Source organism: Methylibium petroleiphilum PM1 (genome assembly GCF_000015725.1).
Lineage (GTDB): Bacteria > Pseudomonadota > Gammaproteobacteria > Burkholderiales > Burkholderiaceae_C > Methylibium > Methylibium petroleiphilum.
On record NC_008825.1, the window covers coordinates 1,155,284 to 1,181,798 of the forward strand.

Genomic DNA, 26,515 nt, shown 5'->3' on the forward strand with positions numbered 1-26,515 from the left:
TGTCAGACGTCTTCCGCGAAGGCGCCGGTCTGGGTGTCGAGCGCGTCGAGCCCGTAGTGGCGCTCGATCACGCCCCAGGCCTCTTCGGCGCTCTCGACGAAGTGGAACAGCTTCAGATCCTCGGCATTGATCATGCCGGTGCCGACCAACAGGTCGAAATTGATCAGCTTGGTCCAGAACTCGCGACCGAACAGCAGCACCGGTCGACGGCGGATCTTGCCGGTCTGCATCAGCGTCAGCGCCTCGAAGGTCTCGTCGAGCGTGCCGAAGCCGCCGGGGAAGCACACCAGCGCGATCGCGCGCATCAGGAAGTGCATCTTGCGCAGCGCGAAGTAGTGGAACTGGAAGCACAGCTCCGGCGTGATGTAGTCGTTGGGCGCCTGCTCGTGCGGCAGCACGATGTTGAGGCCGATGCTCGGGCCGTCGGTCTCGAAGGCGCCGCGGTTGCCGGCCTCCATGATGCCGGGCCCGCCGCCAGTGACGACGGCGATCGGCTCGTCGAGCTGCTTCGAGGCCGTCGTCACGATGCCGGCGAAGCGCCGTGCTTCTTCGTAGTGATGCGACATGGCCAGCTGCATCTCGGCGCGCTTGAGCGCATCGGCGTCGCCCAGCGCCTGCGCTGCAGCGACGCGCTGCAGCGCCTCGTCGCGCGGCAGGATGCGCGCGCTGCCGAAGATCACGATGGTCGATTCGATGCGGTGCTCGCGCTGCACCAGCTCGGGCTTGAGCAGCTCGAGCTGCATGCGCACCGGGCGCAGTTCCTCGCGCAGCAGGAAATCCTTGTCGTCGAAGGCCAGACGGTAGGCGCTTTCGGGGCCGGCATAGCGCGAGGCCGGCGTGACCGCGGCCACGTCTTCTTGGGCCGAGGGGAAATTGCGTGCGCGCAGATCGTGGGTCGTGTCGTCCATGCGCCCAGCTTAACCCGCAGGCCCGCGGTGCGGCCCGCACACCGGGCAGTCGGCGCGGCGGGCGAGGCGGATCTCGGTCCATTCCATCGCTCGGCCGTCGAGCATCTGCAGCCGTCCCGCCAGCGTCGGCCCGATGCCGGCCAGCAGCTTCAGCGCCTCGGCCGCCTGCATGCTGCCGATGATGCCGACCAGCGGCGCGAACACGCCCATCGTGGAGCAGCGCACTTCTTCGAAGGCGCTGTCCTCGGGGAACAGGCAGGCGTAGCAGGGGCTGGCGGCGTCGCGCACGTCGTAGACCGAGATCTGGCCATCGAAGCGGATCGCCGCGCCGGCCACCAGCGGCTTGCGGTGCACGGCGCAGGCCCGATTGACCGCGTGGCGCGTCGCGAAGTTGTCGCTGCAGTCGAGCACCACGTCGGCCTCGCGCACCAGGGCGTCGAGCCGCGCGGCGTCGGCGCGCTCGGTCAGGGCCCGGACTCGCGCCGCGGGGTTGATGGCAGCGATGCTGCGGGCGGCTGATTCCGCCTTCGGCATGCCGATGCGCGCCATGTCGTGGACGATCTGACGCTGCAGGTTGGTCAGGTCCACCGTGTCATGGTCGGCCACGGTGATCGTTCCGACCCCGGCCGTGCCCAGGTACAGCAGGGCTGGCGAGCCCAGCCCGCCGGCACCGATGACCAGCGCATGACCGTCGAGGAGGCGCTGCTGGCCCTCGATGCCGATCTCGTCGAGCAGGATGTGGCGGCTGTAGCGCAGCAGCTGGTCGTCGTTCATGGCGCGAGGATAGCGTCGCGGGCTTCCTGCGGCGCCGCGCAATGCGAAGAGCCCGCCATGGCGGGCTCTTCGCTTGGGACCCCGAGAGGGCGCTCCGTCAGTTGGTCTTGGTGTCCTCGGGCTTGCGCTCGGTCTGCGTCTTCGAGGCCAGCACCGTCTTGCCCTTCAGGCGATTCAGCGCCTGCTGCAACGGGAAGTCCTCGGCGCTGCCGAACTCGGGCAGCGGCTTGGGCGCCTTGTCCTTGTCCTTGCCGTTCGCCTCTTCCAGCTTCTTCAGCGCTTCCTCTCGGGCCTTCTCGCGCGCCGGGTCCTTGACCTCCGGGCCCTGGCCACTGGAGATGTGCTTCTCCAGGTCAGCCTCGCGGGTGCGGATGGCGGCGAACACGTTGCCTTCGGCAGTTTCGTCGAGCCACACGTCGGGCACGATGCCGGTGGCCTGGATCGAGCGTCCGCTCGGCGTGTAATAGCGGGCGGTGGTGATCTTCAGCGCCGTGTCGGGCGAAAGCTGGCGCACCGTCTGAACCGAGCCCTTGCCGAAGGTCTGGCTGCCCATCACCGTGGCGCGCTTGTGATCCTGCAGGGCGCCGGCGACGATCTCGCTGGCGGAGGCCGAGCCTTCGTTCACCAGCACGATCAGCGGCACGCTCTTCAACCCCTCGGGCAGCTTCTTCAGCGGGTCGCTGCCACGGCGCGAGTAGAACTCCGGATTGGCCTTGAACACGGCCTTCGATTCGGCGATCTGCCCGTTCGTGGAGACCACTGTCACGTCCTTGGGCAGGAAGGCGGCCGAGATCGCCACCGACGCCTCGAGCAGACCGCCCGGGTCGTTGCGCAGGTCGAGCACCAGGCCCTTCAGGTTGGGGTCCTGCTTGTACAGGTCGGCCAGCTTGGTGGCGAAATCCTCGACGGTGCGGTCCTGGAACTGGCTCACGCGCAGCCAGGCATAGCCGGGCTCGATCATCTTCGCGCGCACGCTCTGCACGCGGATCTCCTCGCGGGTGATGGTGACCGGGAAGCTGCGGCTCTCGGCCTTGCGGAACACCGTCAGCACGACCTTGGTGTTGGGCTCGCCACGCATCTTCTTGACGGCCTGGTCCATCGTCAGGCCCTTGACGAAGCTGTCGTCGATCTTGGTGATCAGGTCGCCGCTCTTCACGCCGGCCCGGAAGGCCGGCGAGCCCTCGATCGGCGAGACCACCTTGACCAGCCCGTCCTCCATGCCGATCTCGATGCCGACACCGACGAAGCGCCCGCTGGTGCCTTCGCGGAATTCCTTGAAGGTCTTCTTGTCGAAGTACTGGGAGTGCGGGTCGAGGCCGGCGACCATGCCGCCGATGGCGTCGGTGATCAGCTTCTTCTCATCGACCGGTTCGACGTAGTCGCTCTTCACCATGCCGAATACCGCGGCGAGCTGCTGCAGCTCCTCCAGCGGCAAGGCCGCAGACGGGTTGCGCGCCGTCGCGGTCAGTTGCATCGTGGTCAAGGCACCCGCGACCGCCCCGACGACGATCCAGCCAGCCACTTTTGTCTTAGCACCCATGACGTCCGGGTTCCTTTTCGATTGCTGCAGTCCAGTATAGGACCGGCACTTGCGCTGTGAGTCTGCTCCAGACCCCAAAGTTGCGTCGTTTGGAAGGCTTTGCAGGCTTTTACCGACGCTTCCGGCTGCGCAGGCGGGCCAGCCTTCAGCTCGGCTGGCGTGGGAAGGTGACCACGTGGTCGACCTCGGCGCGGATGCCGATCCATTCGCCGAGCTGGTGATCGTGGTGCGAGGGCACGTGGGCGAGCACGCGTTCGCCGCTGGCGAGCTGCAGCGTGTACAGGAACTCGGAGCCGCGGAAGGCCTTGCGTTCGATGCGGGCCTTCACCGGCGAGCTGTCGTCGTGGACGATGTCGTCCGCCCGCAGCAGCACCTCGCACTCGCCACCCGGGTAGGCGGCGGACAACGGGCATTCCTCGAGATCGCTCAGGTCGCCCACGGGGGTGTGCACACGCGGACCGTCGGCGCCGTCCACGATGCGGGCCGGCGCGAACACGCCGTGCCCGATGAAGTCGGCCACGAAGCGTGTCGCCGGACGGTGGTAGAGCTGGTAGGCGCTGTCCCACTGGTCGAGGCGGCCCCGGTGCATCACGCCGATCACGTCACCCAGCGCGAAGGCCTCGAGCTGATCGTGGGTGACGAAGAGCGCCGTCGTGCCGGTCCGCTTGAGAATCGCGCGCAGCTCCTGCGCCAGGCGTTCGCGCAGATCGACGTCGAGGCTGGAGAAGGGTTCGTCCAGCAGCAGCAGCCGCGGCGCCGGCGCCAGGGCCCGGGCCAGGGCGATGCGCTGCTGCTGCCCGCCCGACAGCTGGTGCGGCGCGCGCTTCGCGGCACTGCCCAGGCCCACCAGGTCGAGCAATTCGGCCACGCGTTGCTCGCGCTGCGCCCGCGGCAGGTCGTGCAGGCCGAAGGCCACGTTCTGCGCCACGCTGAGATGGGGGAACAGCGCATAGTCCTGAAACACCATGCCGATGCGGCGCTGCTCCGGTGCGAGGTGGCGGCCGGTGGCCGCGTCGCCGAGCCGTTCGTCGCCCAGCGAGATGCTGCCGCCGGCCAGCGGCTCCAGGCCGGCGACGGCACGCAGCAGCGAAGTCTTGCCGCAGCCCGACGGGCCGATCAGCACACCGATCTCGCCCTCGGCCAGACCGAAGGACACGCCGTCGACCGCCGGCCGTTCGCCGCCGCCCGGGTGCGCCGCCGGGTAGCGGATCGAGACATCGGCGAGACGCAGCAGCATCCCTCTATGATAGCGAGCTGACTTCAAATGAATTTCGTTCGCATTCCCGTATTCGCCCCGCTGCCGCGCCTTGAGCACGGCCGTCGCGGGCCCCCCGACCGCGGCCTCGACTGAGCATGCGCCGTCTCGCCGTCGTGCTGTGCGCGCTGCTGGCGCTGCCCTTGCTGGGCGTGTTCGGGGCCTGGCTGGCCCCGCAGGCGCAGAGCCTCGAATTGCTGCGTCACCAGGCTGCCACGGTGCTGCCTGGCTACGCCTTGAGCTCGCTGCTGCTGGCGCTGGGCGTGGCGATCGGCGTGGCGCTGCTGGGCGGGGCCACTGCCGCCGCGGTCAGCCTGTTCGACTTCCCCGGGCGGCGCGTCTTCGAGTGGGCGCTGCTGCTGCCGCTGGCGATGCCGGCCTATGTACTGGCCTATGCCAGCACCGATTTCCTGCAGTACAGCGGCCCGCTGCAGACCACGCTGCGCGCGCTGACCGGCGCGCAGGGGCCGCTGTGGCCCGACGTGCGCAGCCTGCCCGGCGCCATCGTGCTGTTCACGCTGGCGCTCTACCCCTACGTCTACCTGCTGACCCGCGGCGCGCTGATGGAGCGCGGCCTGCATCTGATGGAGGCCGCGCGCCTGCTCGGCGCCGGACTCGGCCGCCGCGTGCGCGCCGTCGCGCTGCCGCTGGCGCGGCCCGCGCTGGCGGCTGGCGTGGCACTGGCCCTGATGGAGACCCTGGCGGACTACGGCGTCGGCTCCTACTTCGGCCTGACCACCTTCACCACCGGCATCTACAAGGCCTGGCTGGCGATGGACGACCGCATCGCCGCCGCACAGCTCGCCACCTTGCTGCTGCTCGTCGTTGCGCTGCTGTTGTGGGCCGAGCGGCGTGCGCAGCGGAGGCTGCGCTATGCCAGCAGCCGCGCTGGTGCGGCGGCGCGCGAGGGCCGGCCGGTTCCGCTGCACGGCCGGCGCGCCGTGCTGGCCTTCTCGCTGTGTGCAGCGCCGGTGCTGCTGGGTTTCGTGCTGCCGGTGGCGGTGTTGCTGCGCGCGGTGTGGCTGGAGGCGCGCCATGGCGAGTTCGGCCTGCCCTGGCTGCGCTTCGCCGGCTGGGCGTGGACCAGCCTGCAGCTTGCGACCATCGCGGCACTCGCCGCCGTCGCGCTGGCGGTGCTGCTCGCCTTCGTGCTGCGGGGACGCGCCGGCGGTGCGGTGCGGCCGCTGGCCCGGCTGGTGTCGCTGGGCTACGCGGTGCCGGGCGCGGTGATCGCGGTCGGCCTGCTGTTGCCGGTGGGCTGGGTGCAGGCCGCGGCCCCCGGCTCCAGCGCGTCCGCCTGGGTGACCGCGGCAGCGACCGGCAGCATCGGCGGCCTGCTCTACGCCTACCTGGTGCGCTTCTCGGCGGTGGCGCTGCAGTCGGTGGAGGCGGGCTATGCGCGCATCCCGGCCAGCTTCGACGACACCGCCCGCACGCTCGGGGCGGGGGGCGGGCGGCTGTTCTTCGGCGTGCACGCGCCGCTGCTCACGCGCTCGGCGCTGGCTGCGGCTCTGCTGGTGTTCGTCGACGTGATGAAGGAGCTGCCGGCCACGCTGGTGCTGCGGCCCTTCAACAGCGATACGCTGGCCGTGGTGGCCTACCAGTTCGCACGCGACGAGCGCCTGGCCGAGGCTGCGCTGCCTTCGCTGGCGATCGTGCTGGTCGGCCTGATTCCGGTGCTGCTGCTGTCGCGCGCGATGCGGGTGCGGTGAGCGGCACCCCGCCGCGGCTGGTGCTCCGACAGTAACGATATTCTGGCCGGAAAGCCGCATGGATGCTCACTCTTAGTCTAAGGGGGCTACGATGTGCCCCCAAATGTGCCCCCAGGGCGGGGTGGGTAAGGAGTGGCATGAAGCTGACTGACTTGAAACTGCGGACGCTGACTCAGTCGGGAAAGCACTTCGATGGCGGCGGGCTCTACCTGGAGGTGACGGCCGCGGGCGGTCGTTACTGGCGCATGAAGTACCGCCATGGTGGGAAAGAGAAGCGTCTGGCGTTCGGCGTTTATCCAGAGGTCACGCTGCGTGCCGCGCGCGATCGCCGCGACGAAGCCCGCAGGGTGCTCGACCAGGGCGGCGATCCGGGCGAGCTGCGCAAGGCAGCCAAGGCGCAGGCCGCGCACGAGGCGTCCAACACGTTCGAGGCCGTGGCGAGGGACTGGCTCACGCACCAGGCCGATAGCTGGGAGGCCGTCACCCTGGCTCGCATCAAGGCGGCTTTCAAGGCGGACGTGTTCCCGCAGCTCGGCGCGCGGCCCATGGCGCAGATCAAGCCGCGCGAGGTGGCGACCGTCGTCAAGGCGATCGAGGCGCGTGGAGCTGGCGACATGGCGGCGCGCGTGCTGCAGCGGATCCGGGCCGTCTTCCGATTCGCCGTGGTGCATGAGCGCATCGACTCCAATCCGATGCTTGACCTGCAGCCCGGCGAGCTGCTGAAGCCGCGCCAGGTGCGGCACCGCGCCGCGCTGGCCGATCGTGATCTGCCGGTGTTTCTGGAGAAGCTGGCGGCCTATGACGGCGACGTATCCACCTCGGCAGCCCTGCGACTGCTGATGCTCACCGCCGTCCGACCTGGCGAGCTGCGCGGCGCGCGGTGGGACGAGATCGACATGGATGCAGCCGAGTGGCGCATTCCAGCCGAGCGCATGAAGATGCGCTCCCCTCACGTGGTTCCGCTGTCTCGGCAAGCGCTCGATGTGCTCCAGTTGATGCAGCCGCTCAGCGGCGAGCGCGAGCTGGTGTTCCCAAGTCCCTACTACCCGGGCAAGCCGCTGAGCGAAAACACGCTGAACAGTGCGCTGGCACGCATGGGCTACAAGGGCCTCGCCACGGCACATGGCTTCCGGGCGCTGTTCTCGACGGTGGCCAATGAGTCGGGCCATTCACCCGACGTGATCGAGCGCCAGCTCGCGCACGTGGAGCGCAATGCGGTGCGAGCCGCCTATCACCGCTCGACCTACCTGAAGGATCGTGCGCAGCTAATGCAGTGGTGGGCCGACTACCTTGATGGTCGACGCAGCGGCAAGGTGGTCCCGCTGTCATCTGCTCGCGTGGCCTGACGGCACTGCGCCTCGCAGACGGCACGCCCGGTTAAGCCGGGCGTTTTCGTTTTTGCTGTGCTGCTCAGCGGCCTTTGGCCGAAGGCCGTTGCGGTGCCGCGGTAGGCGGCGGGGCGGAACCTCTTTCGCGCGGCGTGCCGTCTTTGCACCAGGCTCGCAAGAGCGGCGGATGCTGTGTTGGCGCGATGCGCGAGGGCGCCGATCCGCTCAAGTTCGAACGCGCAGGCACTCGCCTTGCGCGGAAAACCGGGCCGGCTGCGCAGATCGAGCGGGGACAGCGGGGACAGCAACCCGCCATGTCGCTGCAAGCTGCGCCGGTGATGGGCTGGGCGTCGGTAGGCCTGCGTTGCAGCGAACGGGGACAGAGCGGGGACACGGCGGGGACAGCGGGGACAAACCTTCGTGCTCAATCAACCCGCCAGCCGGGACACGCAAGTGCAGGTGGCCGCTGCCGCGCAGAACGGCCTGGCGGTAGGCGCCAGGAACCTCTAACAACTCGCATGCAAGGTGCGTCCCGACGTGGGGGCCGTCCGCGGGGCGAGGTGCGCATGGCGTTGGCTGCCGCGGCCGCCGAGTTGACTAGGGAGAGCGGTGGAGCGACTTGGCGCGAGATGGCTATTCGCGCGTGTGTAGGGTTCACTGTCGCACGAGACACCACGCGCAATATGGCGCGGGCCGGCGAGCTGGTGGTGCTGGGGCGCCGGTGCGCATCGGGCACGAATCGGCCGGCGGTAGTCTTTGCGTCGGGCCAGCTTGACGAGTCGGCTTCCGACACAGGGGTCTCACTGGGCGCAGTGCTGGGCGCGTGGCGCGCGACTACTTCCTGCGATTCAGAGTAGGCCGATTGGAGCAACCCGCCTGCGTGACTTCCGAGCACCGTCTTGCATGCCATGCAACACGTGCTGACTCCACTGAGTCCGTCGGACGCCCTCACACTTTGTTGGGATGATTTGTCCCCGCTGATGCTTTCCAGCGGGGACAACTTCTATTGAGGCGGGGACAGCGAGCGCGAGTATTCATGCGGGTTTGCGGGCAGTGTCCCCGTGCCCCCGCTGTCCCCGTTCGCTTTTGGCTGGAGCGAGATCTGTGCCCCGGATTCGCTGGGCGGAGAAGCCTATCGAGCGCTTGGAGAGGCGCTCAGTTGGGACGCTTGGCGGTCACGGCCAATCTCGCTGCTGGCGGGGCGTCTGGAGCGCATGGCTCTTGCATCATGCGGTCGTGAGAACTTGTGCCCCCAAATTTCGTTGGCATGCCCCCAAATGTGCCCCCTGATGCCCCCGGATTGCAGCACACTTCAGCGCACTTCTTCGAGCGTTGGGGCGGTGCTATCCCATTGGTGGATGTGTCTTGCTCGGAAGATGGTGGATGCTATCGGGCGTCTATTTGGTGCCTCCGACAGGAATCGAACCTGTATCTGCCGCTTAGGAGGCGGCCGTTCTATCCATTGAACTACGGTGGCGGCGGGCTGGATTGTAGGAGGCCAGCTGCGGCCTCAGTTCCAGCGGAAGATCCAGATCAGGTCGACCGCCGGGTCCTCGCCCGACTGGGCGCGCAGCGTGAAGCGCTGCGCAATGCGGTAGATCAGCTGCCAGTTGCCGGCGGTGGCGTTCAGGCCGCGCTCGTAGCCCACGTAGACCCGGTCGGAGATCTGCTTGCCGACCGTGACCACGGTGTCCTTGACGGCGCCGTCGCTCTGCCGCACCGACAGTTCGTCGAGTCGCAGCAGGCCCGCCACGTCCAGCGGGTTCTTGCCGTCGGCGCCGTCGCCGGCCAGCAGCGCGAACGCGGCGCGCTGCAGCAGCAGCACATCGCCGCCGGCCAGGCTGTCATAGCTGCGGCCGGTGACCAGCAGCGCCAGCTTCTCGGTGCCGGGCAACTCGGGGTCAGAGAACAGCCGCACCCGCGGCGACTGCACGTTGCCGCCGACGATGACGCCGACGCGGGTGTCGGTGTTGGCGCGCACCGCCTGGATGTCGAGCCGCGGATTGGCGATGTCGCCCACGAAGGTGATCACGCCGCGTTCGATCGCCAGCTTCTGGCCGTAGGCCTCGTAGGTGCCTGCGTCGGTGCGGATCTCGCCGTGCGCTGCCAGCCGGCCACCCGGCGTGGTGAGGCGCAGGTCACCTTCGAGCCGCGTGTCGAGGCCGCGTCCGCGCAGCTTGAAGCGCGGACCGAGGTTGACCGCCAGGCGCAGGTCGACGGTGCGCGGTGCGCGCGGCGCCGCCGTCTCGGCCGCCGCCGGGGCGTCGCCGGCGCGGCGCACGGTCACGTCCTCGCCGAGCGTGGGTGCGTCGCTGCGGCTGATGTCGATCAGGCCCTCGTCGGCCCGGAAGTCGCCGTCGATCTTGATCGTCTGCGTATCGAGTGCCAGGCTGGCCTGGCCACTGGCGACGACACGTCGGTCGACGCGGCCGAGCACCGTGGCGCGTTCGGCCGTGAGCTGCAGCCGAGCCTGGGGCGCGTCGCCCAGACGCGCGTCGCCGCTGGCGCGCAGTTCGCCTTCCCCGGCCTTGAACCGCAGCGTGGTCAGCCGGGCGGTGTCGCCATCGAAGCGGGCATCGAGTTCGCCGTCGGACAGGGCCACGCCTTCGAGTGTGTTGCGCAGCGCGAGCTGGCGGCCGGCGAGCTGCCCTGTCAGATCGGGACCGCCGAACCGCCCCCCGACGAGCAGGGTGCCGTCCATCTGCCCGCCCAGGCGCCAGCCGGCCGGCACCCAGGCTCCCCAGGCGCCCAGGTTCTCGACCTGCACCCGCAGCGCGCCCTCGACCGGTGCGTCAGGGGCGGGCCACAGCAGGTCGGGCGCGGTGCGCACGGTCTGCGCGCCGACCACGCGCCCGAGCTGGGCGCCGGCGACGAGCTGGTTGAACTGCCACAGGCCGGACTCGGCCGTGAACTCGAGTCGGGCGTCCGTGAGGCCCAGCGGCTGGATGCTGCCGAACTCGTTGACCTGCAGGTCGCCGCCGGTGCGGGCGATCTCGATGTGCGCGCTGACCGCCGGATCGCTGCGCACGCGCACTTGCGCGCCGACGCGCAGATCGCCGACCCATCCGAAATCGGGCTGCAGCCGCCGCAGCAGGCGCGCCACCTCGAACGGTTCGACGTCGGCCTGCAGGTCGAGCTGCGGAGGCCGCTCGCCCTGGCGTTGCCAGCGCAGCGTCTGCCAGCGCAGCACCGCGCCCAGCACGTCGACGCTGCCCGGCGTCATTTGCCAGCGCAGCAACTGCTCTCCCTGCTGCAGTTCGAACGCGAGCTCGCGCGCGACGACCAGCGGCAGCGGCGCGACCTGGGAGCGGACCGCCGCTGCGTCGGCGCTCTCGGCGCCCCCTGCCGCCGCGGGAGGGGGCGCCGGCCCCGCGCTCTGTGGGACTGGCAGCAGCGACAGCTCGGGCAGGCGCGCGCGCCAGAGGTTCGGTGCGCCGTTCTCACCGGCTTGCCAGGCGCCGGTCAGTCGTGCCACCAGGCTCAGCGGTGCGGGTTCGGCGGCGCCGGCCTCGCTGCCCGGGGCCTGCGGCTGCCGCAACGTGGCGCGCAGGCTGGCGCGGTGCTCGCCGAGCGTGCCGTCGGCTTGAAGCGCGACGGTCGGGAGCGTCAGCGCCGGCGTCCGGATCTGGGTGGCAGTGAACTCGCCCTGCAGCGCGGCGCGCGCCAGCGCGCTGCCGACGGCTTCGCTGCCGGGCAGCGTGGCGTCCCAGCGCCCCTGGGCCGCATCGAGCCGGAGGCTGCCGAACTGCAGGCGCTCGAGTTCGAGGCTGCCGCGCGTGACGAGGCTGCCGCTGGCCGCGCTGCCGAGCAGCCACGCGCCGAGCGCTCCGTCGGTTCGGGTTTCGAGGCGGGCGCGACCGGTCAGCGGCCCCAGCCCCAGCGCATCGGCCAGCGGCGCGAGCTGCGCCAGGGCCGGCGCGTCGAGTTGCAGCCGCAGTTGCTCGGCGTCGGCCGCCGGTGCACTGCCGCCGCGGACTGGCGCCCGCAGTTTCAGGTCGAGTTCGGCGCGGTTGTCGGCGGCGCGGGCGCTTGCGGTGGCGTCGAGCCGGCCCTTGCCGTCGGCATCGGCCTGCAGTTGCAGCGCGAGCGGCTGGCCGGCGAAGGCGCTGTCGCTCAGGTCGGCGCGCAGCGTGCCGCGCAGCGCCGCCAGCAGCGCACCCGCGTCGGCCGCCACCACCGGCACCTGTGCGCGCAGATTGAGCTGGCCGTTGAGCGCATTGCGGCTGCGCCGCCAGGCGGCCGTGGGTTCTCCGGGTAGCCAGGCCGCGGGGTCGAAGTCGGCGAGCTTCAGGTCGGCCTCGGTATCCCAGCGCTCGCCGCTGCGCTGCGCGCGCCCCTTGCCGTCGAGCCGTGCGGCGCCGGCGCGTGCGCTCAGCGTGTCGATGACGGCGAGCGTGGGCGTGGCGCTGCCACGCAACGCGAGCTGCGCGGTGCCGCGCAACGGCACGGGGGCATTGTGGCGGGCGGGACCGAGCAGCGCGCCTTCGAGCCGGGCATCGAACGCGAGACGACCGAAGGCCGCTTCCGCGTTGGCGGGTGCGGCGTGTTTCAGATCGACCGGCCCGCTCAGCCGCAGCGGCGGGGCGCGCTGATCCAGTCCCTGCAGCAGCACGCCGTCGAGCCGGAGCCGGGCCTGCGCGTCGGGTCCCTCGACGCGGCCGGTGGCCTCGAGCAGCCCGGCCGCGGTGCGCGCATCGGAGGCCAGCTGCACGCGGGCGCGCTCGATGTCCCACGCCGTGCCGCGGCCCCGCAGCAGCAGGTCGATCTCGCGCAGCGGCGCGCGCCGCTGGTCCCAGCGGCCGGGGACCTCGTTGCGCACCTGGGCCCGCAGCACCAGCGGCTGGTCGTTGTTGAGCTGCAGGACCGCGCTGCCGTTCAGCTCAGTGGTCGGTGCGGGCGTGCCGGCGGACAGGAGCGGGGCGAGCAGCCGCGCGAGGTCGAGCTGCACGAAGTGCGCGTCGAGCTGCGAGACGGGCAGGGGATCGAAGGGCGTGACCTGCGCCTTGACATCGAGGCGCTGCGATTGCATCACCACCGTGGCCTGGGCGTCGAAGCGGCTCAGCGGGCCGGCCGCCTGCAGCGCCAGTGTCACGTCGCGGGCCCAGGGTGGGACCTGGGCTTCGCTGGCGTCAACTGCGCCGTGCAGCGCGAAGCGCGCCCGCAGCGGCAGCGGCGCGGCGGCCTCGATCTGGCCGCCGCCCTCGGCCTGCAGCCCGTTCCAGCGCAACGACAGCGCTTCGATGCGGTGGGTGCTGCCGGCCTCGACACGCGCGCTCAGGGCCTCGATCGGCGCCGCGAGCCCCGGCAGTTGCAGGCGCTCGATGCGCAGCGTGTCGATGCGCGCGCTCAGCGGGAGCTGCAGGTCGGACGGAGCGCCCGCGGCAGGCGTCGGCGCGGGCGTGGGGGAGAGCTCGACCGCCACGCTGTGCGCGGCCAGCGTGCGGGCCTGGAGATGAACGAAGGGCGCGGCGAAGCGCCAGTCGACGAGCTCCAGACCGCTCGATTGCAGGCCGTCGATGCGGACCGTGCTGCGGCCGGCACGGATCGACAGCTGCGCCAGCGAGAACTCGCTGGTCGGCCCGAGCAGCGCGCCGCGTGGGGCTTCGAGCGTGAGCCCCGGCACATGCATGCCGATCTGATCGAGCCACCAGCGCGTGCCGGCCTCGGTGTGCAGCGCCTGCCACGCCGAGGCGATGACCGCCGCCGCGGCCAGCGGCAGCGCGAGCACCGCACCCAGCAGCCACGGCCAGCGGCGCGCGACGCGCGGCGCCGCAGCGGGCGAGCCCGCGCCGCGCGGGGCAGGCGTGTCGGCCATCAGAACGTGACCCCCACGCTGATGTGCAGCCGCACGGCCTCGACCTGCTGGCCGTAGGCCAGGTCGATGCGCAGCGGGCCGATCGGGCTGCGCCAGCGCACGCCGACGCCGTAGCCGACGGCAGCGTCGTACTCACCCCAGGTCAGTGCCGCGTTGCCGGCGTCGACGAACACGGCGCCGTACCAGTTTCGCCATTGCGGCGAGCTGTCCGACAGCCGGTGGGCCAGTTCGATGCTGCCGGTGGCCAGCACCGGGCCGCCGACCACCGCGCCATCGCGCACCGGGCCGAGCGTGCGGTAGCCGTAGCCGCGTACCGAGTCGTCACCGCCAGCGCGAAACAGCAGGGAATCCGGGATGCCCAGCGTGTCACGGCGCAGCACCTGCCCGACCTCGCCGCGCAGCTGCCCGAGCCAGCCGCCGATCAGCGGGCGGTACCAGACCGCCTGCAGGTAGAGGCGCCCGAACGGCCCGCGATCGCCATCGCCGTCGTAGGCCACGCCGGCGCCGCTCTGCGCGTTCAGGATCAGGCCGCGCGTGGGGAACACGAGGTTGTTGACGTCGCGGTGCACCCATTCGTAGTTGGCGAGCAGCGCGCGGTCGGTGGTCCGGGTGGTCGCCGTCTCGACCGTGGTGCGGTTGAACTCGAGGTAGTAGAGGCGGTCGATGCGCTCGGTGTCGCGCGTGCGGCCGACGCGCGCTCGCTGGGTCTGCGTCACCGCGCCGCCGGCGTCCAGGTAGTCGGCCTTCAGCCCCAGCAGGTTGCGGTAACCCTCGGGCTGCGGGTAGGTGAGCAGGTCGAACGAGGCCTCGCGTTCGTCTCGCCCCACCTTGAGTTTGGTGGTGGCCACGAGGTCATAGCCGAACACGCGGCGGTGCGTGTGCTCCACGCCGACCCGCGGGCCGGTGTTGCTCGAGAAGCCGACGCTGAACGTGGCGTTCTGCATCTTGTTCTCGCGCAGCTTCGCATAGACGATCGCGTGGTCGGCGCCCTCCGGGCTCTGGTCGAGCTCGACCGCCACACCCTCGTAGAGACCGGTCTTCTGCAGGGCCTCCTGGTAGTCGAGCAGCTTCTTCTCGGTGTACTCGGAGCCGATCTGGAACGGCAGTACGTTCAGCGCGGCATCCTGCGGCGTGCGCTCCAGCCCTTCGACGCGGATCTCGCCGATGCGGTAGAGCGGCCCGCTATCGACCACCAGGAACAGGCGGGCCGTGTTGCTGGTGGCATCCACCTCGGCGCTGGTGCCCGAAAAGCCGGCCGTCGCGTAGCCACGCGTGCGCAGGCTGGCCAGCAGCGCGTTCTTGGCGCCGGTCCAGGCCGCCTGACTGAACGGTGCCCCTTCCTTCAGCGACCAGCGGGCGCTCAGCCGCTGCCAGCGGGTGCGCAGGGCGGCGTTGCCAGCATTCATCGCGTCGGCATAGGGCCCCTGGACCTCGATCTGCACCCTGCCCACCCGCACCTGCGGACCGGGATCGACGCGCACCCGCACGGTCGGCGGGCCGCCGGCCGGTGCATCGTCGCGCGTCACGTCGATGCGTGCATTGAAGTAACCCTCCGGTTCCAGCAGGCTGCGAGCCTGATCCGGGGCCGCAGCGATCAGTCGGCCGATCTCGACCACCGAGATGTCGCGCTGCTCGCGAAACCGCGCCAGGTCGAGGTGGCGCACCAGCAGGTCGCGCAGCGGGTTCGGCGCCCGCACCTCGAGGTGGTAGGCAGCATGCCTGCCGGTCGTCAGCGTGGTGACGCCGCTGTCCAGCAACGGGGCACGGGCGGCTGCCTCGGTGGCGTCGGCGGCGCCTTCGCTGGCCTGGTCGGCACGCGCTTCGTCGCGGGCCGCCGTGTCGTCCTCTTCGGCCTGTGCCCATGCCACCTGCACGGACAGCAGGGTGGCGCTCCAGGCCACGGCGATCAGCGCCGTCGCGATGGCGTGTCGCAGCGTGGCGGTCAACGGCCGCGGTCCGGTCACTTGCTCAGCAGGCGCATCGCACCTTCGAGCCCCTGCAGCGTCAGCGGGAACATGCGCTGCTGCATCAGCTGCTGGACGATCGAGATGCTCTGACGGTAGCCCCAGACGCCCTGCGGTTCCGGATTGATCCAGGCGTACTTGGGGAAGGCGTGGGTCAGGCGCTGCAACCATTCGGCACCGGGCTCCTCGTTGTTGTATTCGACGCTGCCGCCCGGTTGCAGGATCTCGTAGGGGCTCATCGTCGCGTCGCCGACGAAGATCAGCTTGTAGTCGCGGTTGTACTTGCGGATCACGTCCCAGGTCGAGTGCTTCTCGCTGAAGCGGCGCCGGTTGTGCTTCCACATGAAGTCGTAGACGCAGTTGTGGAAGTAGTAGAACTCCAGGTGCTTGAACTCGGTCTTGGTGGCGCTGAACAGCTCTTCCACGCGGTGGATGTGCTCGTCCATCGTGCCGCCCACGTCCATCAGCAGCAGCACCTTCACCCTGTTGTGGCGCTCCGGCACCATCTTGATGTCGAGCAGGCCGGCATTGGCGGCGGTGCGGTGGATGGTGTCGTCGAGGTCGAGTTCGAGTTCGTTGCCCTCTCGAGCGAAGCGGCGCAGCCGGCGCAGCGCGACCTTGATGTTGCGTGTGCCGAGCTCCTTGGTGTCGTCGTAGTCCTGGTAGGCGCGCTGGTCCCACACCTTGACCGCGCTCCTGTTCCTGCCCGCGCCGCCGATGCGGATGCCCTGCGGGTTGTAGCCCGAGTGGCCGAACGGCGACGTGCCGCCGGTGCCGATCCACTTGCTGCCACCCTCGTGGCGCTCCTTCTGTTCCTCGAAGCGCTTCTTCAGCGTCGCCATCAGCTCGTCCCAGCCCATCTTCTCGATCGCGGCCTTCTGCTCAGGGGTGAGCTCCAGCTCCAGCGTGCGGCGCAACCAGTCGAGCGGCACCTCCTGCGTGAAGTCAGCCAGCATCTGCGCGCCCTTGAAATAGGCGGCGAAGGCACGGTCGAACTTGTCGAAGTGGGCCTCGTCCTTGACCAGCGTCGTGCGGGCCAGGAAGTAGAACTGCTCGACCGAGGGTTGGCCGTCGCGCTCGGCCAGGCCGGCCTGCAGCCCCTCGAGCAAGGTGAGGTATTCCTTGATCGAGACGGGCAGCTTCGCGCTGCGCAGCGTATAGAAGAAGTCGATCAGCATGGCATCGCGGGAGTGCGGAGCGCGGGGTGCGCCGGCCGATGAGCATCGATGGTAGCCCCAGCCCTTGCGGCTCGTGCGGACACAGCAGGTAACCCTGTGTCAATGGCCGACTCGGGCATCGGCCGGCGGGTGCGGGTTTCAGCGCGGCCGCAGCAACTGCCACTCGAGGTGCGTCTTCACGGTCGGCCATTCCGCCGCAGTGATGCTGTACACGGCGGTGTCCCGCAGCGTGCCGTTGGCGGCGCGCTGGTGGGCGCGCAGCATGCCGTCGAGCTGGGCGCCGAGCCGCTCGATCGCGCGCCGGCTCTGGGTGTTGAGCCGGTGGGTGCGGAACTCGACGGCGATGCAGTCCAGCGATTCGAAGGCATGCGTCAGCAGCAGCAGCTTGCATTCGGTGTTGAGTCCGGTGCGCTGCACGCGCTGCGCATACCAGGTCGAGCCGATCTCGACGCGGCGGTTCACCGAGTCGATGTTCATGTAGGTGGTCATGCCGGCCGGCGTGCCGTCGGCATCGAGCACGGTGAAGGGCAGCATCGACCCGGCCGCGTGCAGAGCCAGTCGGCGCGCGATCTCGGGTCCGATGGCCTCGGGAGCCGGGATCGCGGTGTACCAGAGCCGATGCAGCTCGCCTTCCGCGCTGGCGCGGGCCAGCGCATCGGCGTGCGCATGCGAGAGCGGCACCAGGCTGGCGTGGCGACCCTCGAGCGTGACCGGCGAGGTGAGGGGCAGGGCACTCATGGACGATCCCGGGTGAAGGTTTGCGCCAGCGTGCGCGCCAGCCACTTGCCGAGCCCGCAGCCCAGCACGATGAATACCAGCCCGATCATCTGGGCGCCGCCGTAGCCGGGCGTGCCGACGAAATCGAAGCCCAGCAGCCGGCCGAGGCCCCAGCCGGCCAGCGCCCCGAGCACGAAGCCCAGGGCGTCGGCCACGCCGACGAGCAGGTCGCGACGGGTGTCGTTCTGCATGCGTACCCCGCTCAGCGGTTGCGCTGCTGCATGAACACCAGCTTCTCGAACAGGCTCACGTCCTGCTCGTTCTTCAGCAGCGCGCCGAGCAGCGGCGGGATGGCGACCTTGTCGTCCTGGCTCTGCAGCGCGTCGAGCGGAATGTCCTCGGCCACCAGCAGTTTGAGCCAGTCGAGCAGTTCGCTGGTGCTGGGCTTCTTCTTGAGGCCGGGCAGGCCGCGCACGTCGTAGAAGCTCTTCAGCGCCGAGGCGAGCAGCTCCTTCTTCAGCGTGGGGAAGTGCACCTCGACGATCCTGCGCATCGTCTCGGCCTCGGGAAACTTGATGTAGTGGAAGAAGCAGCGGCGCAGGAAGGCGTCGGGCAGTTCCTTCTCGTTGTTGGAGGTGATGAACACCAGCGGCCGGTGTCGCGCCTTGACCATCTCGCGCGTCTCGTAGACGTGGAACTCCATGCGGTCGAGCTCGCGCAGCAGGTCGTTCGGGAACTCGATGTCGGCCTTGTCGATCTCGTCGATCAGCAGCGCCACCGGTTGCTCGGCGGTGAAGGCCTGCCACAGTACGCCCTTGACGATGTAGTTGCGGATGTCGCGCACGCGCTCGGCGCCGTCGGGCCCCGCGAGCTGGCTGTCACGCAGGCGGCTCACCGCGTCGTACTCGTACAGGCCTTGCTGCGCCTTGGTGGTGCTCTTGATGTGCCATTGCAGCAACGGCAATTTCAGAGCCGCGGCCACCTCTTCGGCCAGCATCGTCTTGCCGGTTCCGGGCTCGCCCTTGATGAGCAACGGCCGCTGCAGCGTGATGGCGGCATTGACCGCCAGCATCAGGTCGGGCGTGGCGACGTACTGGTCGGAACCTGCATATTTCATGGCGGGGAGAGTCGGCTGAGGGTGTCCAAATCAGTATAGGGGGCCCGTATACTCCGCCGCTGAACTCAACCCACCGCCGGACCATGAAGACACTGTTCCCCGCGATGATCGCGCTGCTTGCGATGACCTTTGCCGCCACGACGCAAGCGCAAGACAAGGCCGGCGACGCCGCGGCCGGCCAGAAGAAGAACGCCATGTGCATCGGCTGCCACGGCATCGTCGGCTACCAGGCGAGCTTCCCGGAGATCTACAAGGTGCCGATGATCGCGGGCCAGAACGCGAAGTACATCGTGGCCGCGCTGACCGCCTACAAGAAGGGTGACCGCAAGCACCCGACGATGCGCAGCATCTCCGAGTCGCTGAGCGAGCAGGACATGGCCGACCTCGCCGCGTACTACGAAGCCGAAGGCGGCGCGCGCGCCGAGCTGCCGGCCGAGCCGGCGAAGGCGCCGGATCCCGCGATCGCTGAACTGCTGACCAAGGGCAGCTGTGCCGCCTGCCACGGTGCGAACTTCAGCAAGCCCATCGACGGCAGCTACCCGAAGCTGGCGGGCCAGCACGCCGATTACCTATACGTCGCCCTGAAGGCCTACGCGACCCAGGGCAACCCCAACGTCGGCCGCAGCCACGCGATCATGGGCGCCCAGGTCAAGGCGTTCAGCCACGCCGAGCTCAAGGGCCTGTCGAACTACATGGCCGCGCTGCCGACCGATCTGAAGACGGTGCCGCAGTCGAAGTTCAAGTAGTCCGCCGCATCCTGCGTCGGCAAGGAGCCGCCCGACCGCCAGGTCCGGCGGTTTTTTCACGCCCGCTGCGTGTTTGGTGTGCGGATGCGGCGCTCCGGCTTCAGTGCGCCCGGCTGCGGTCGATAGCGCAGCATGACCACGTTCGACGGAGAAGCGGCGTGCTGAAGAGAATCACGGTGGACCAGCTGCGGCCCGGCATGTACCTGCACGAGCTGTGCGGCTCTTGGATGGAGCATCCGTTCTGGCGCTCCAAGTTCGTGCTGCGCGATCCGGCCGACATCGCCAAGATCCGCGATAGCGGGATCGGCGAGGTGTGGATCAACGTCGAGGTCGGCATGGATGTCGAGGGCGGCATCAGCGAGTCCGACGTGCGCGAGGAGATCGAGCGCGAACTCGAGGCGGCAGCCACTGCGCCCAGCCCCTTGATCGAACTGCCGCGCTCACGGGACGAGGAGCTGGCGCAGGCTCGCAAGGTGATCGGTCGTTCGCGCGAGGCCGTGCAATCGATGTTCGCCGAGGCCCGGCTGGGTCGCGCGATGGATGTCGAGCAGGGGCGGCGCCTGGTGGAGGAGATCGCCGGCTCGGTGATGAGCAGTCCGGGCACCCTGGTGAGCCTGGCGCGCCTCAAGACAACCGATACCTACACCTACCTGCATTCCGTGGCCGTGTGCGCCCTGATGGTGTCGCTGGGCCGCCAGCTGGGCCTGCGCGAGGCGCAAGTGCGCGAGGCGGGTCTGGCCGGCCTGATGCACGACCTGGGCAAGGCGGTGATGCCGAGCCCGGTGCTGAACAAGCCGGGACGCCTGACCGACGAGGAGTTCGCGATCATCCGCACCCATCCGGAGCGGGGCCATGCGCTGCTCCTCGAGGCCGGCAATGCGCCCCCGGACGTGCTCGATGTCTGCCTGCACCACCACGAGAAGGTCGACGGCAGCGGCTACCCGCACCGGCTGGCCGGCGACAAGATCTCGCTGATCGCCAAGATGGGTGCGGTGTGCGACGTCTACGACGCCATCACCTCGAACCGCCCCTACAAGGCCGGCTGGGACCCCGGCGAGTCGCTGCGCCAGATGGCGCAGTGGAAAGGGCACTTCGACCCGCTGGTCTTCCAGGCCTTCGTCAAGACGGTCGGCATCTACCCGGTCGGTTCGCTGGTGAGGCTGCAGACCGGGCGGCTGGCGGTGGTGATCCAGCAGAACCCGGCGTCGCTGCTGACGCCCAAGGTCAAGGTGTTCTTCAGCACCAAGTCCAACCAGCGCATCCTGCCGGAGGAGATCGATCTCGGCGGACCCTGGTGCCAGGACAAGGTGATTGCCTGCGAGCCGCCGGACAAGTGGCCGTTCAAGGACATCGACCGGCTCTGGGCTGGGGAGGCCGCCAGACCCTGAGGGGATTGCAGGGCCTGTCTACACTGCGCGCTCCGCCGCCCGCGCGCACGAGACCTGCCATGCCGACCTTCCTTCGAGCCGCAACGTTGCTGCTGCTGGCCGCGCTGGCCACAGCCGGCTCGGCGCAGACGCTGCGCTGGGCCAGCCAGGGCGATGTCCAGACCCTGGACCCCCACTCCCAGAACGAGTCGCTGACCAACCAGATCAACGGCCAGGTCTACGAGTCGCTGGTCAATCGCGACCGGCATCTCGCCATCGAGCCGGTGCTCGCCGCCGAGTGGCAGCAGATCTCGCCGACCGTGTGGCGGCTGAAGCTGCGGCCCCAGGTCCGCTTCCACGACGGCAGCCCGTTCACCGCGGACGACGTGGTGTTCTCGGTGCTGCGGGCGCGCGATCCCGCGTCGGCGATCCGCGTCTACGCCAGCGCGTTGGGCGAGCCGAAGAAGCTCGACGCTCTGACGGTGGAGTTCCGGCTGGCGCAGGTGAACCCGATCTTCCTGCAGCACCTCAGCACGGTGCAGATCATGAGCCGCGCCTGGAGCGAGAAGCACGGTGCCGCCCGGCCGCTGGACTTCAAGAACAAGCAGGAAGGTCATGCATCGCTGAACACCAACGGCACCGGCCCGTTCATGCTGGTCTCGCGCCAGCCGGACGTGAAGACGGTCTACAAGCGCAACCCGGCCTGGTGGGGCCGCTTCGCGGGCAACCTGCAGCAGGTGGTCTACACGCCGGTGAAGAGCGATGCGACGCGCTCTGCCGCGCTGATCTCCGGCGAGCTCGACTTCGTGCTCGACCCGGCGCCGCAGGACATCGCCCGGCTGCGCAACACGGCCGGCGTGCAGGTCGTCGACGGACCGGAGAATCGCGTCCTGTTCATCGGCATGGATCAGGCGCGCGACAAGCTGTTGTACGGTCGGGTGCCCGGCGACCGCAACCCCTTCAAGGACGTGCGGGTGCGCAAGGCGCTTTACCAGGCCATCGACATCGAGACGATCAAGACGAAGCTGATGCGTGGGCAGGCCTTGCCCACCGGCGGCATCACGCCGTCTCCGCTGGGCGCCTACAACGATGCGGCGCTGGAGAAGCGCCTGCCGTTCGACCTGGCGGCGGCCCGGCAGCTGATGCAGGCCGCAGGCTACCCCGAGGGCTTCGGGGTCACGCTGGACTGCCCGAACAACCGCTACATCAACGACGAGGAGATCTGCCTCGCGCTGGCGGCCATGTGGTCGCAGCTGAAGGTGAAGGTGCAGGTCAACGCGATGCCGCGCAGCACCTATTTCGCGAAGCTGGAGAAGCTGGACACCTCGCTGTACCTGCTGGGCTGGGGCGGTTCGATCACCGATGCCGAGACCACGCTGACGCCGGTGCTGCGCAGCCGCATCCCGGGCGATACGGGCGGTGTCGGGAGCTGGAACTTCGGCGGCGTCAAGGATGCCAGGCTCGACGAACTGGCCGCGGCGTCCAGCAGCGAGGCCGATCCGAAGAAGCGCGAGGCACTGGTCAAGGCGGCGCTGGCCCGCCACAACGAGCTGGTGCTGCACCTGCCGCTGCACCGGCAGATCGTGCCGTGGGCGGCGCGCAGCAACGTGACGGTGGTCCACCGCGCCGACAACTGGCTCGAGTGGTCGTGGATCAGTGTCAAGTGAGGCGGCGGCCCGCGCCGCCGACCTCAGCGCGTCGCGCGCCGCCGCACGCAGTCGATGTAGGCCTCGCCGTCCGGCGGCAACCCACTGCGCTGCGAGGTCCAGATCATCTCGCCCAGGCATTCCATCATTTCGTGCTGGGCCTCGTGGGCCGAGCCGCGGCGGGCCGCGAGCAGCTCGAAGGCCTGCTTGATGCCGCGCGGCTGGTCGACGCCCACCTGCTCGGTGATCGACAGGTGCATCGACAGGTGCAGGAAGGGGTTGGTGCGGCCGTCCTCGACGCTGTAGCGGGCCGCCACCGCGGTGTCGGCGTCGGCGAGGTCGGCGTGGTATTCGGGGTGCTGGCCGATCCAGTCGGCGGCCATCGCCTCGATCGGTGCAAGCACCTCGGCGGCCTGGTGTTTGCGCTGCACCTCGCAGAAGAAGCGGCGGACGTCGTGCTGGGAGGGCGTGAACATTGCACCATTGTCGCGCCGGCGCGGCAGGCGCCGGGGTGCGAGGGACTTCAGTCGATGCGCCAGGCTGGCAGCTGCCAGTTGCGCCAAAGCACCAGTGCGCGCAGCAGCACCGTGAGGAGCGTCCCGGCGATCAGCGCGGCAGTCTCGCTGCCGTCGAGGCTGTGCACCGCCACCACGGCCCAGCCGCCGGCGAAGGCGCACACGGCGTACGGCCGGTGGTCGCTGAAGGCCGCCGGGATTTCGTTGCACACGATGTCGCGCAGCACGCCACCGAAGACCGCGGTGACGACACCCATCAGCACCGACACCAGCGCCGGCAGCGGTGTGGCGAGCGCGATCAGCGTGCCGCTGGCGGCGAACAGCCCGAGGCCCAGCGCATCGGGCCAGACGATCGCGCGCTCGGTGGGCTGGAAGTGGCGACCGCGCATGAACAGCATCGCGATCACGGCCAGCGCCACGATGGCCCAGACGTACTGTGCATGCTGCACCCAGAAGAACGGTCGGCGGTCGAGCAGCACGTCGCGCAGCGTGCCGCCGCCGAAGGCGGTGAGGCCGGCGACCACCACGACGCCGACCGCATCGAGCCGCTTGCGCGCCGCCTCCATCAGGCCCGACAGCGCGAAGGCCAGCATCGCGGCCCACTCGGCCACGAGCAGGGCGGTCGCAAGGTTCAGCGGGTGGGCGGGCATTGGGGCGGACCATTCATGACGGCCGACATCATCACCGATCCCGTCTTCTATGCGGTGGCCGTGCCCGCGGTGCTGCTGATGGGCGTGAGCAAGAGCGGCTTCGGGGCCGGCTTCGGCGCGCTCGCGACGCCGCTGATGGCGGTCGCGCTGCCGGTCCCCCAGGCGGCGGCGATCATGCTGCCCCTGCTCGCCGTGATGGATGCCTTCGGCCTGGCCGCACTGTGGCGCGAGGCCGACCGCTCGCTGCTCCGGCTGACGCTGCCGGCCGGCCTGCTGGGCACCGCGCTGGGAACGCTCAGCTTCGGGCTGTTGCCGACGTCGACCGTGGCGGGCATCGTCGGCGCGCTGACGCTGCTGTTCCTTGCGCAGCGCCAGTTCTTCCCGCCGCGCGCCGAAGCCCCACCGCCGCCGCGCTGGTGGGGCTTCGGGCTCGGCATCGCTGCCGGCTACACCAGCTTCGTCGCGCATGCCGGCGGGCCGCCGGCGCTCGCCTACCTGATGCCCCTGAAGCTGCGCCCGCTGGTGTTCGCCGGCACGACGGCGGTGTTCTTCGCGGCGGTCAATGCGTCGAAATGGATCCCGTACGCGTGGCTCGGCCTGATCGACCTGCGGAACCTGACCACCTCGCTGCTGCTGATGCCGCTGGCGCCCATCGGCGTGTGGATCGGGGTGCGCCTGGCCCGGCGCGTCGAGCCCACGCTGTTCTACCGCCTGCTCTCGCTCGGCATGCTGCTGACCGGCGTGAAGCTGCTGTGGGACGGTCTGCGGGGCTGGGGGGCTTAGGATGCGGGCCCGGCGGTGCCTTCCGGTGCCGCGCGTCCAGCCGCAGGATCCCGCATGAAGCCTCGTTCGATCATCGTCACGGTGCACCCGGCCGCGCGCGGCGCGGTCCGCTGGCCCGCATGAGCGGCAGCCTGCATTTCGCGCGGGATCCGGCCGATCCCCGCATCGGCGTCCTGACGCTGTCGAACGCGGGCAAGCTCAACGCGATCGGCGTCGCCATGTGGCGCGAGCTCGGGACGCTGGCGGCGACGCTGGATGCGCTGCAGCCGACGCTGCACGCGGTGATCGTCCGTGGCGAGGGCGGCGACTTCGCGGCCGGAGCCGACATCGCAGAGTTCCCGGCGCACCGCTTCTCCACCCAGGCGCTGCGCGACTACCACGAGCGCCTGGTCGCGCCGGCACTGCACGCGCTGCTCGCGACGGACGTACCGCTCGTGGCGCAGATCGAGGGGGGCTGCATCGGCGGCGGCCTGGAGATCGCCGCCTGTTGCGACCTGCGCATCGCCCGGCGCGGCGCGCGCTTCGGCATCCCGATCGCCCATCTCGGCTTTCCGATGGCGCCCGACGAACTTGCGGTGGTGCTGAGCGCGGTGGGCCGGGCGAACGCGGCCGAACTGCTGCTGGAGGCCCGCCTGCTGGACACCGACGAGGCGCTGCGGCGCGGCCTGGTACAGCGCGTCGTGGACGACGTGGCAGCCGAGGCCGCCGCCACGGCTCGGCGCATCGCTGCGCTGCCGGCGTCGGTGGCGCGTGCCAACAAGCGCACGCTGCGCCAGTTGCTGAGCGGCGGGCCGACAGACGCCGAGCGCGCGCGACACTTCGGCTATGCCGACAGCGCAACGCATCTCGAAGGCGTGCAGGCCTTCCTGGATCGGCGCCGGCCGGTGTTTCCGGACGATCCGGTATGACGCGGGCGGCCACGGCGCACCTCGATGACCTTGATGTGGAACGGAATCCGCTCATGAAGAACGACAACCTGTTCGTCGCGTTGCGCGCCGGCTTCCCGGCCGATCTGGACGGCGTGGCGATCGAGGCCGACGGGGGGCTGGTCTACCGCTGGCGCGACATCGAGCGCGCCACCGCGATGATCGCCAACCTACTGGTGTCGCTGGAACTGCCGACCGGCGCCCGCATCGCCGTGCACACCGACAAATCGGTCGAGGCGCTGCTGCTTTATCTGGCCACGCTGCGCGCCGGCTTCGTCTACCTGCCGCTCAACAATGGCTACCAGCAGGCCGAGCTCGACTACTTCATCGAGAACGCCGAGCCGGACGTGGTGGTGTGCGCTACCCGCAACTTCCCCTGGATCAGCAAGCTGGCGTTCCGGCGGGGTGTGGGTCATGTGTTCACGCTGAACGACGACCGCAGCGGCACGCTGCTGGAGCGTGCCGCGCAGCAGGACGACCGGCACGAGCCGGCGCGGGTGGGCACCGACGAAGTGGCCGCCATCCTGTACACCTCCGGGACGACCGGGCGCAGCAAGGGCGCGATGCTCAGCCACGGCAACCTGCTGAGCAACGCGCGCACGCTGCAGCGCTACTGGGACTGGCGGCCCGACGACGTGCTGGTCCACGCGCTGCCGATCTTCCACGTGCACGGCCTGTTCGTCGCCTGCCACGGCGCCCTGCTGAACGGCAGCCGGATGCTGTGGCTGAACCGCTTCGATCCCGCCGCGGTGATCGAGCGCTTGCCGCGTGCCACCGTGTTCATGGGTGTGCCGACGCTCTATGTGCGGCTGCTGCAGGACCCCGCGCTGACACGCGCCGCCTGCGCCCGGATGCGGTTGTGCATCTCCGGCTCGGCGCCGCTGTTGATCGAGACCTTCCGGGACTGGCAATCGCGCACCGGCCTGACGATCCTCGAACGCTACGGCATGAGCGAGACGGCGATGCTCACCTCCAATCCCTGCCGTCCGGAAGACGGCGACCGCATCGGCGGCACCGTCGGCCGGCCGCTGCCGGGCGTGGCGTTGCGCGTGGTCGACGATGCCGGCAAGGACTGTCCGGCGGGCGAGGTGGGCGGGGTCGAGGTGCGGGGGCCGAATGTGTTCAAGGGCTACTGGCGCATGCCCGACAAGACAGCCGAGGAGTTCACCGCGGACGGCTGGTTCAGGACCGGCGACGTTGGGCGGCTCGACGAGCGGGGCTACTTGACGATCGTCGGCCGCAGCAAGGACCTGATCATCAGCGGTGGCTACAACGTCTATCCGGCCGAGGTGGAGGGTTACCTCAACGAACTGCCGGGCGTCGCGGAGTCGGCGGTGATCGGCGTGCCGCATCCGGATTTCGGGGAGGCGGTAGTGGCCGTCGTGGTGGCGCGGTCGGACGCCGGGGTGGACGGGGCGCAATTGGTGACGCAACTCAAGTCGCGCATTGCCGCGTTCAAGCTGCCCAAGCGGGTGTTCGTCATGGCCGAACTGCCGCGCAACGCGATGGGCAAGGTGCAGAAGAACCTGCTGCGCCAGCAGCATGCCGGGGTGTTCGTGAGCGCCGCCTGAGGC

20 protein-coding genes and 1 tRNA gene are annotated in these 26,515 nt (G+C 69.9%); 8 read left to right on the forward strand and 13 right to left on the reverse strand.

Annotated elements, in window-relative coordinates; translation table 11 throughout:
- Positions 1 to 2: 2 nt before the first annotated feature.
- The 4 genes from MPE_RS05420 to MPE_RS05435 all read right to left on the reverse strand — a co-directional run bounded on the left by MPE_RS05420 (position 3) and on the right by MPE_RS05435 (position 4,459).
- Entirely contained in the window at positions 3 to 908 is a 906-nt protein-coding gene (locus tag MPE_RS05420; RefSeq protein ID WP_011828680.1) for an LOG family protein, read from the reverse strand.
- 9 nt (positions 909 to 917) lie between these two features.
- Positions 918 to 1,682: a HesA/MoeB/ThiF family protein gene (locus MPE_RS05425; protein ID WP_011828681.1), complete on the reverse strand. Its 765-nt coding sequence runs from the start codon at positions 1,680 to 1,682 to the stop codon at positions 918 to 920.
- A 97-nt stretch (positions 1,683 to 1,779) separates the two neighbouring features.
- Positions 1,780 to 3,222 (reverse strand): S41 family peptidase, encoded by a 1,443-nt coding sequence (locus MPE_RS05430; RefSeq protein ID WP_011828682.1) that lies wholly within the window; start codon positions 3,220 to 3,222, stop codon positions 1,780 to 1,782.
- Positions 3,223 to 3,367: 145 nt separating this feature from the next.
- Positions 3,368 to 4,459, reverse strand: a complete 1,092-nt coding sequence (locus MPE_RS05435) for an ABC transporter ATP-binding protein (RefSeq protein WP_041929554.1) — start codon at positions 4,457 to 4,459, stop codon at positions 3,368 to 3,370.
- A 116-nt stretch (positions 4,460 to 4,575) separates the two neighbouring features.
- Between MPE_RS05435 and MPE_RS05440 the strand changes: the two genes are divergently transcribed.
- Positions 4,576 to 6,189 (forward strand): ABC transporter permease, encoded by a 1,614-nt coding sequence (locus tag MPE_RS05440; RefSeq protein ID WP_011828684.1) that lies wholly within the window; start codon positions 4,576 to 4,578, stop codon positions 6,187 to 6,189.
- Between the two features lie 137 nt (positions 6,190 to 6,326).
- Positions 6,327 to 7,535 (forward strand): tyrosine-type recombinase/integrase, encoded by a 1,209-nt coding sequence (locus tag MPE_RS05445; RefSeq protein WP_011828685.1) that lies wholly within the window; start codon positions 6,327 to 6,329, stop codon positions 7,533 to 7,535.
- A 1,384-nt stretch (positions 7,536 to 8,919) separates the two neighbouring features.
- Here the strand turns inward: MPE_RS05445 and MPE_RS05450 are convergent.
- The 7 genes from MPE_RS05450 to MPE_RS05480 form a co-directional block, all read right to left on the reverse strand.
- Positions 8,920 to 8,994 (reverse strand) — tRNA-Arg (locus tag MPE_RS05450).
- A gap of 33 nt (positions 8,995 to 9,027) precedes the next feature.
- Positions 9,028 to 13,332, reverse strand: a complete 4,305-nt coding sequence (locus MPE_RS05455) for a translocation/assembly module TamB domain-containing protein (RefSeq protein ID WP_011828687.1) — start codon at positions 13,330 to 13,332, stop codon at positions 9,028 to 9,030.
- Positions 13,332 to 15,278, reverse strand: a complete 1,947-nt coding sequence (locus tag MPE_RS05460; protein WP_011828688.1) for an autotransporter assembly complex protein TamA — start codon at positions 15,276 to 15,278, stop codon at positions 13,332 to 13,334. Before MPE_RS05460 ends, MPE_RS05455 begins: the two co-directional genes overlap by 1 nt.
- Positions 15,279 to 15,292: 14 nt before the next feature.
- Positions 15,293 to 16,474, reverse strand: a complete 1,182-nt coding sequence (locus MPE_RS05465; RefSeq protein WP_011828689.1) for a vWA domain-containing protein — start codon at positions 16,472 to 16,474, stop codon at positions 15,293 to 15,295.
- A 138-nt stretch (positions 16,475 to 16,612) separates the two neighbouring features.
- Entirely contained in the window at positions 16,613 to 17,212 is a 600-nt protein-coding gene (locus tag MPE_RS05470) for a GNAT family N-acetyltransferase (RefSeq protein WP_011828690.1), read from the reverse strand.
- Complete coding sequence (locus tag MPE_RS05475) at positions 17,209 to 17,442, reverse strand: hypothetical protein (protein WP_011828691.1); 234 nt, start codon at positions 17,440 to 17,442, stop codon at positions 17,209 to 17,211. The genes MPE_RS05470 and MPE_RS05475 overlap by 4 nt, the downstream gene beginning before the upstream one ends.
- Before the next feature lie 11 nt (positions 17,443 to 17,453).
- Positions 17,454 to 18,308 (reverse strand): AAA family ATPase, encoded by an 855-nt coding sequence (locus tag MPE_RS05480; RefSeq protein ID WP_011828692.1) that lies wholly within the window; start codon positions 18,306 to 18,308, stop codon positions 17,454 to 17,456.
- A gap of 83 nt (positions 18,309 to 18,391) precedes the next feature.
- Here MPE_RS05480 and MPE_RS05485 point away from each other — a divergent pair, with 83 nt between their 5' ends.
- The 3 genes from MPE_RS05485 to MPE_RS05495 all read left to right on the forward strand — a co-directional run bounded on the left by MPE_RS05485 (position 18,392) and on the right by MPE_RS05495 (position 22,088).
- Positions 18,392 to 19,054, forward strand: coding sequence for a c-type cytochrome (locus MPE_RS05485; protein WP_011828693.1), 663 nt, complete (start codon positions 18,392 to 18,394; stop codon positions 19,052 to 19,054).
- 158 nt (positions 19,055 to 19,212) lie between these two features.
- Entirely contained in the window at positions 19,213 to 20,442 is a 1,230-nt protein-coding gene (locus tag MPE_RS05490; RefSeq protein WP_011828694.1) for an HD-GYP domain-containing protein, read from the forward strand.
- A 59-nt stretch (positions 20,443 to 20,501) separates the two neighbouring features.
- Positions 20,502 to 22,088, forward strand: coding sequence for an ABC transporter substrate-binding protein (locus MPE_RS05495; RefSeq protein WP_011828695.1), 1,587 nt, complete (start codon positions 20,502 to 20,504; stop codon positions 22,086 to 22,088).
- Positions 22,089 to 22,111: 23 nt separating this feature from the next.
- Here MPE_RS05495 and MPE_RS05500 read toward each other — a convergent pair whose 3' ends face one another.
- Both MPE_RS05500 and MPE_RS05505 read right to left on the reverse strand, forming a co-directional pair.
- The gene (locus MPE_RS05500; protein WP_041929555.1) at positions 22,112 to 22,543 is read right to left on the reverse strand and encodes a DUF1841 family protein; all 432 of its coding nucleotides are present in this window, start codon (positions 22,541 to 22,543) and stop codon (positions 22,112 to 22,114) included.
- A 47-nt stretch (positions 22,544 to 22,590) separates the two neighbouring features.
- Positions 22,591 to 23,232: a trimeric intracellular cation channel family protein gene (locus MPE_RS05505; RefSeq protein WP_011828696.1), complete on the reverse strand. Its 642-nt coding sequence runs from the start codon at positions 23,230 to 23,232 to the stop codon at positions 22,591 to 22,593.
- Positions 23,233 to 23,247: 15 nt separating this feature from the next.
- Here MPE_RS05505 and MPE_RS05510 point away from each other — a divergent pair, with 15 nt between their 5' ends.
- The 3 genes from MPE_RS05510 to MPE_RS05520 all read left to right on the forward strand — a co-directional run bounded on the left by MPE_RS05510 (position 23,248) and on the right by MPE_RS05520 (position 26,512).
- The gene (locus tag MPE_RS05510) at positions 23,248 to 24,015 is read left to right on the forward strand and encodes a sulfite exporter TauE/SafE family protein (protein ID WP_011828697.1); all 768 of its coding nucleotides are present in this window, start codon (positions 23,248 to 23,250) and stop codon (positions 24,013 to 24,015) included.
- 119 nt (positions 24,016 to 24,134) lie between these two features.
- On the forward strand, positions 24,135 to 24,923 hold the full coding sequence (locus MPE_RS05515) for an enoyl-CoA hydratase/isomerase family protein (RefSeq protein ID WP_011828698.1): 789 nt from the start codon (positions 24,135 to 24,137) through the stop codon (positions 24,921 to 24,923).
- Between the two features lie 53 nt (positions 24,924 to 24,976).
- On the forward strand, positions 24,977 to 26,512 hold the full coding sequence (locus MPE_RS05520; RefSeq protein ID WP_041929959.1) for a malonate--CoA ligase: 1,536 nt from the start codon (positions 24,977 to 24,979) through the stop codon (positions 26,510 to 26,512).
- The last annotated feature ends 3 nt before the right edge of the window (positions 26,513 to 26,515 follow it).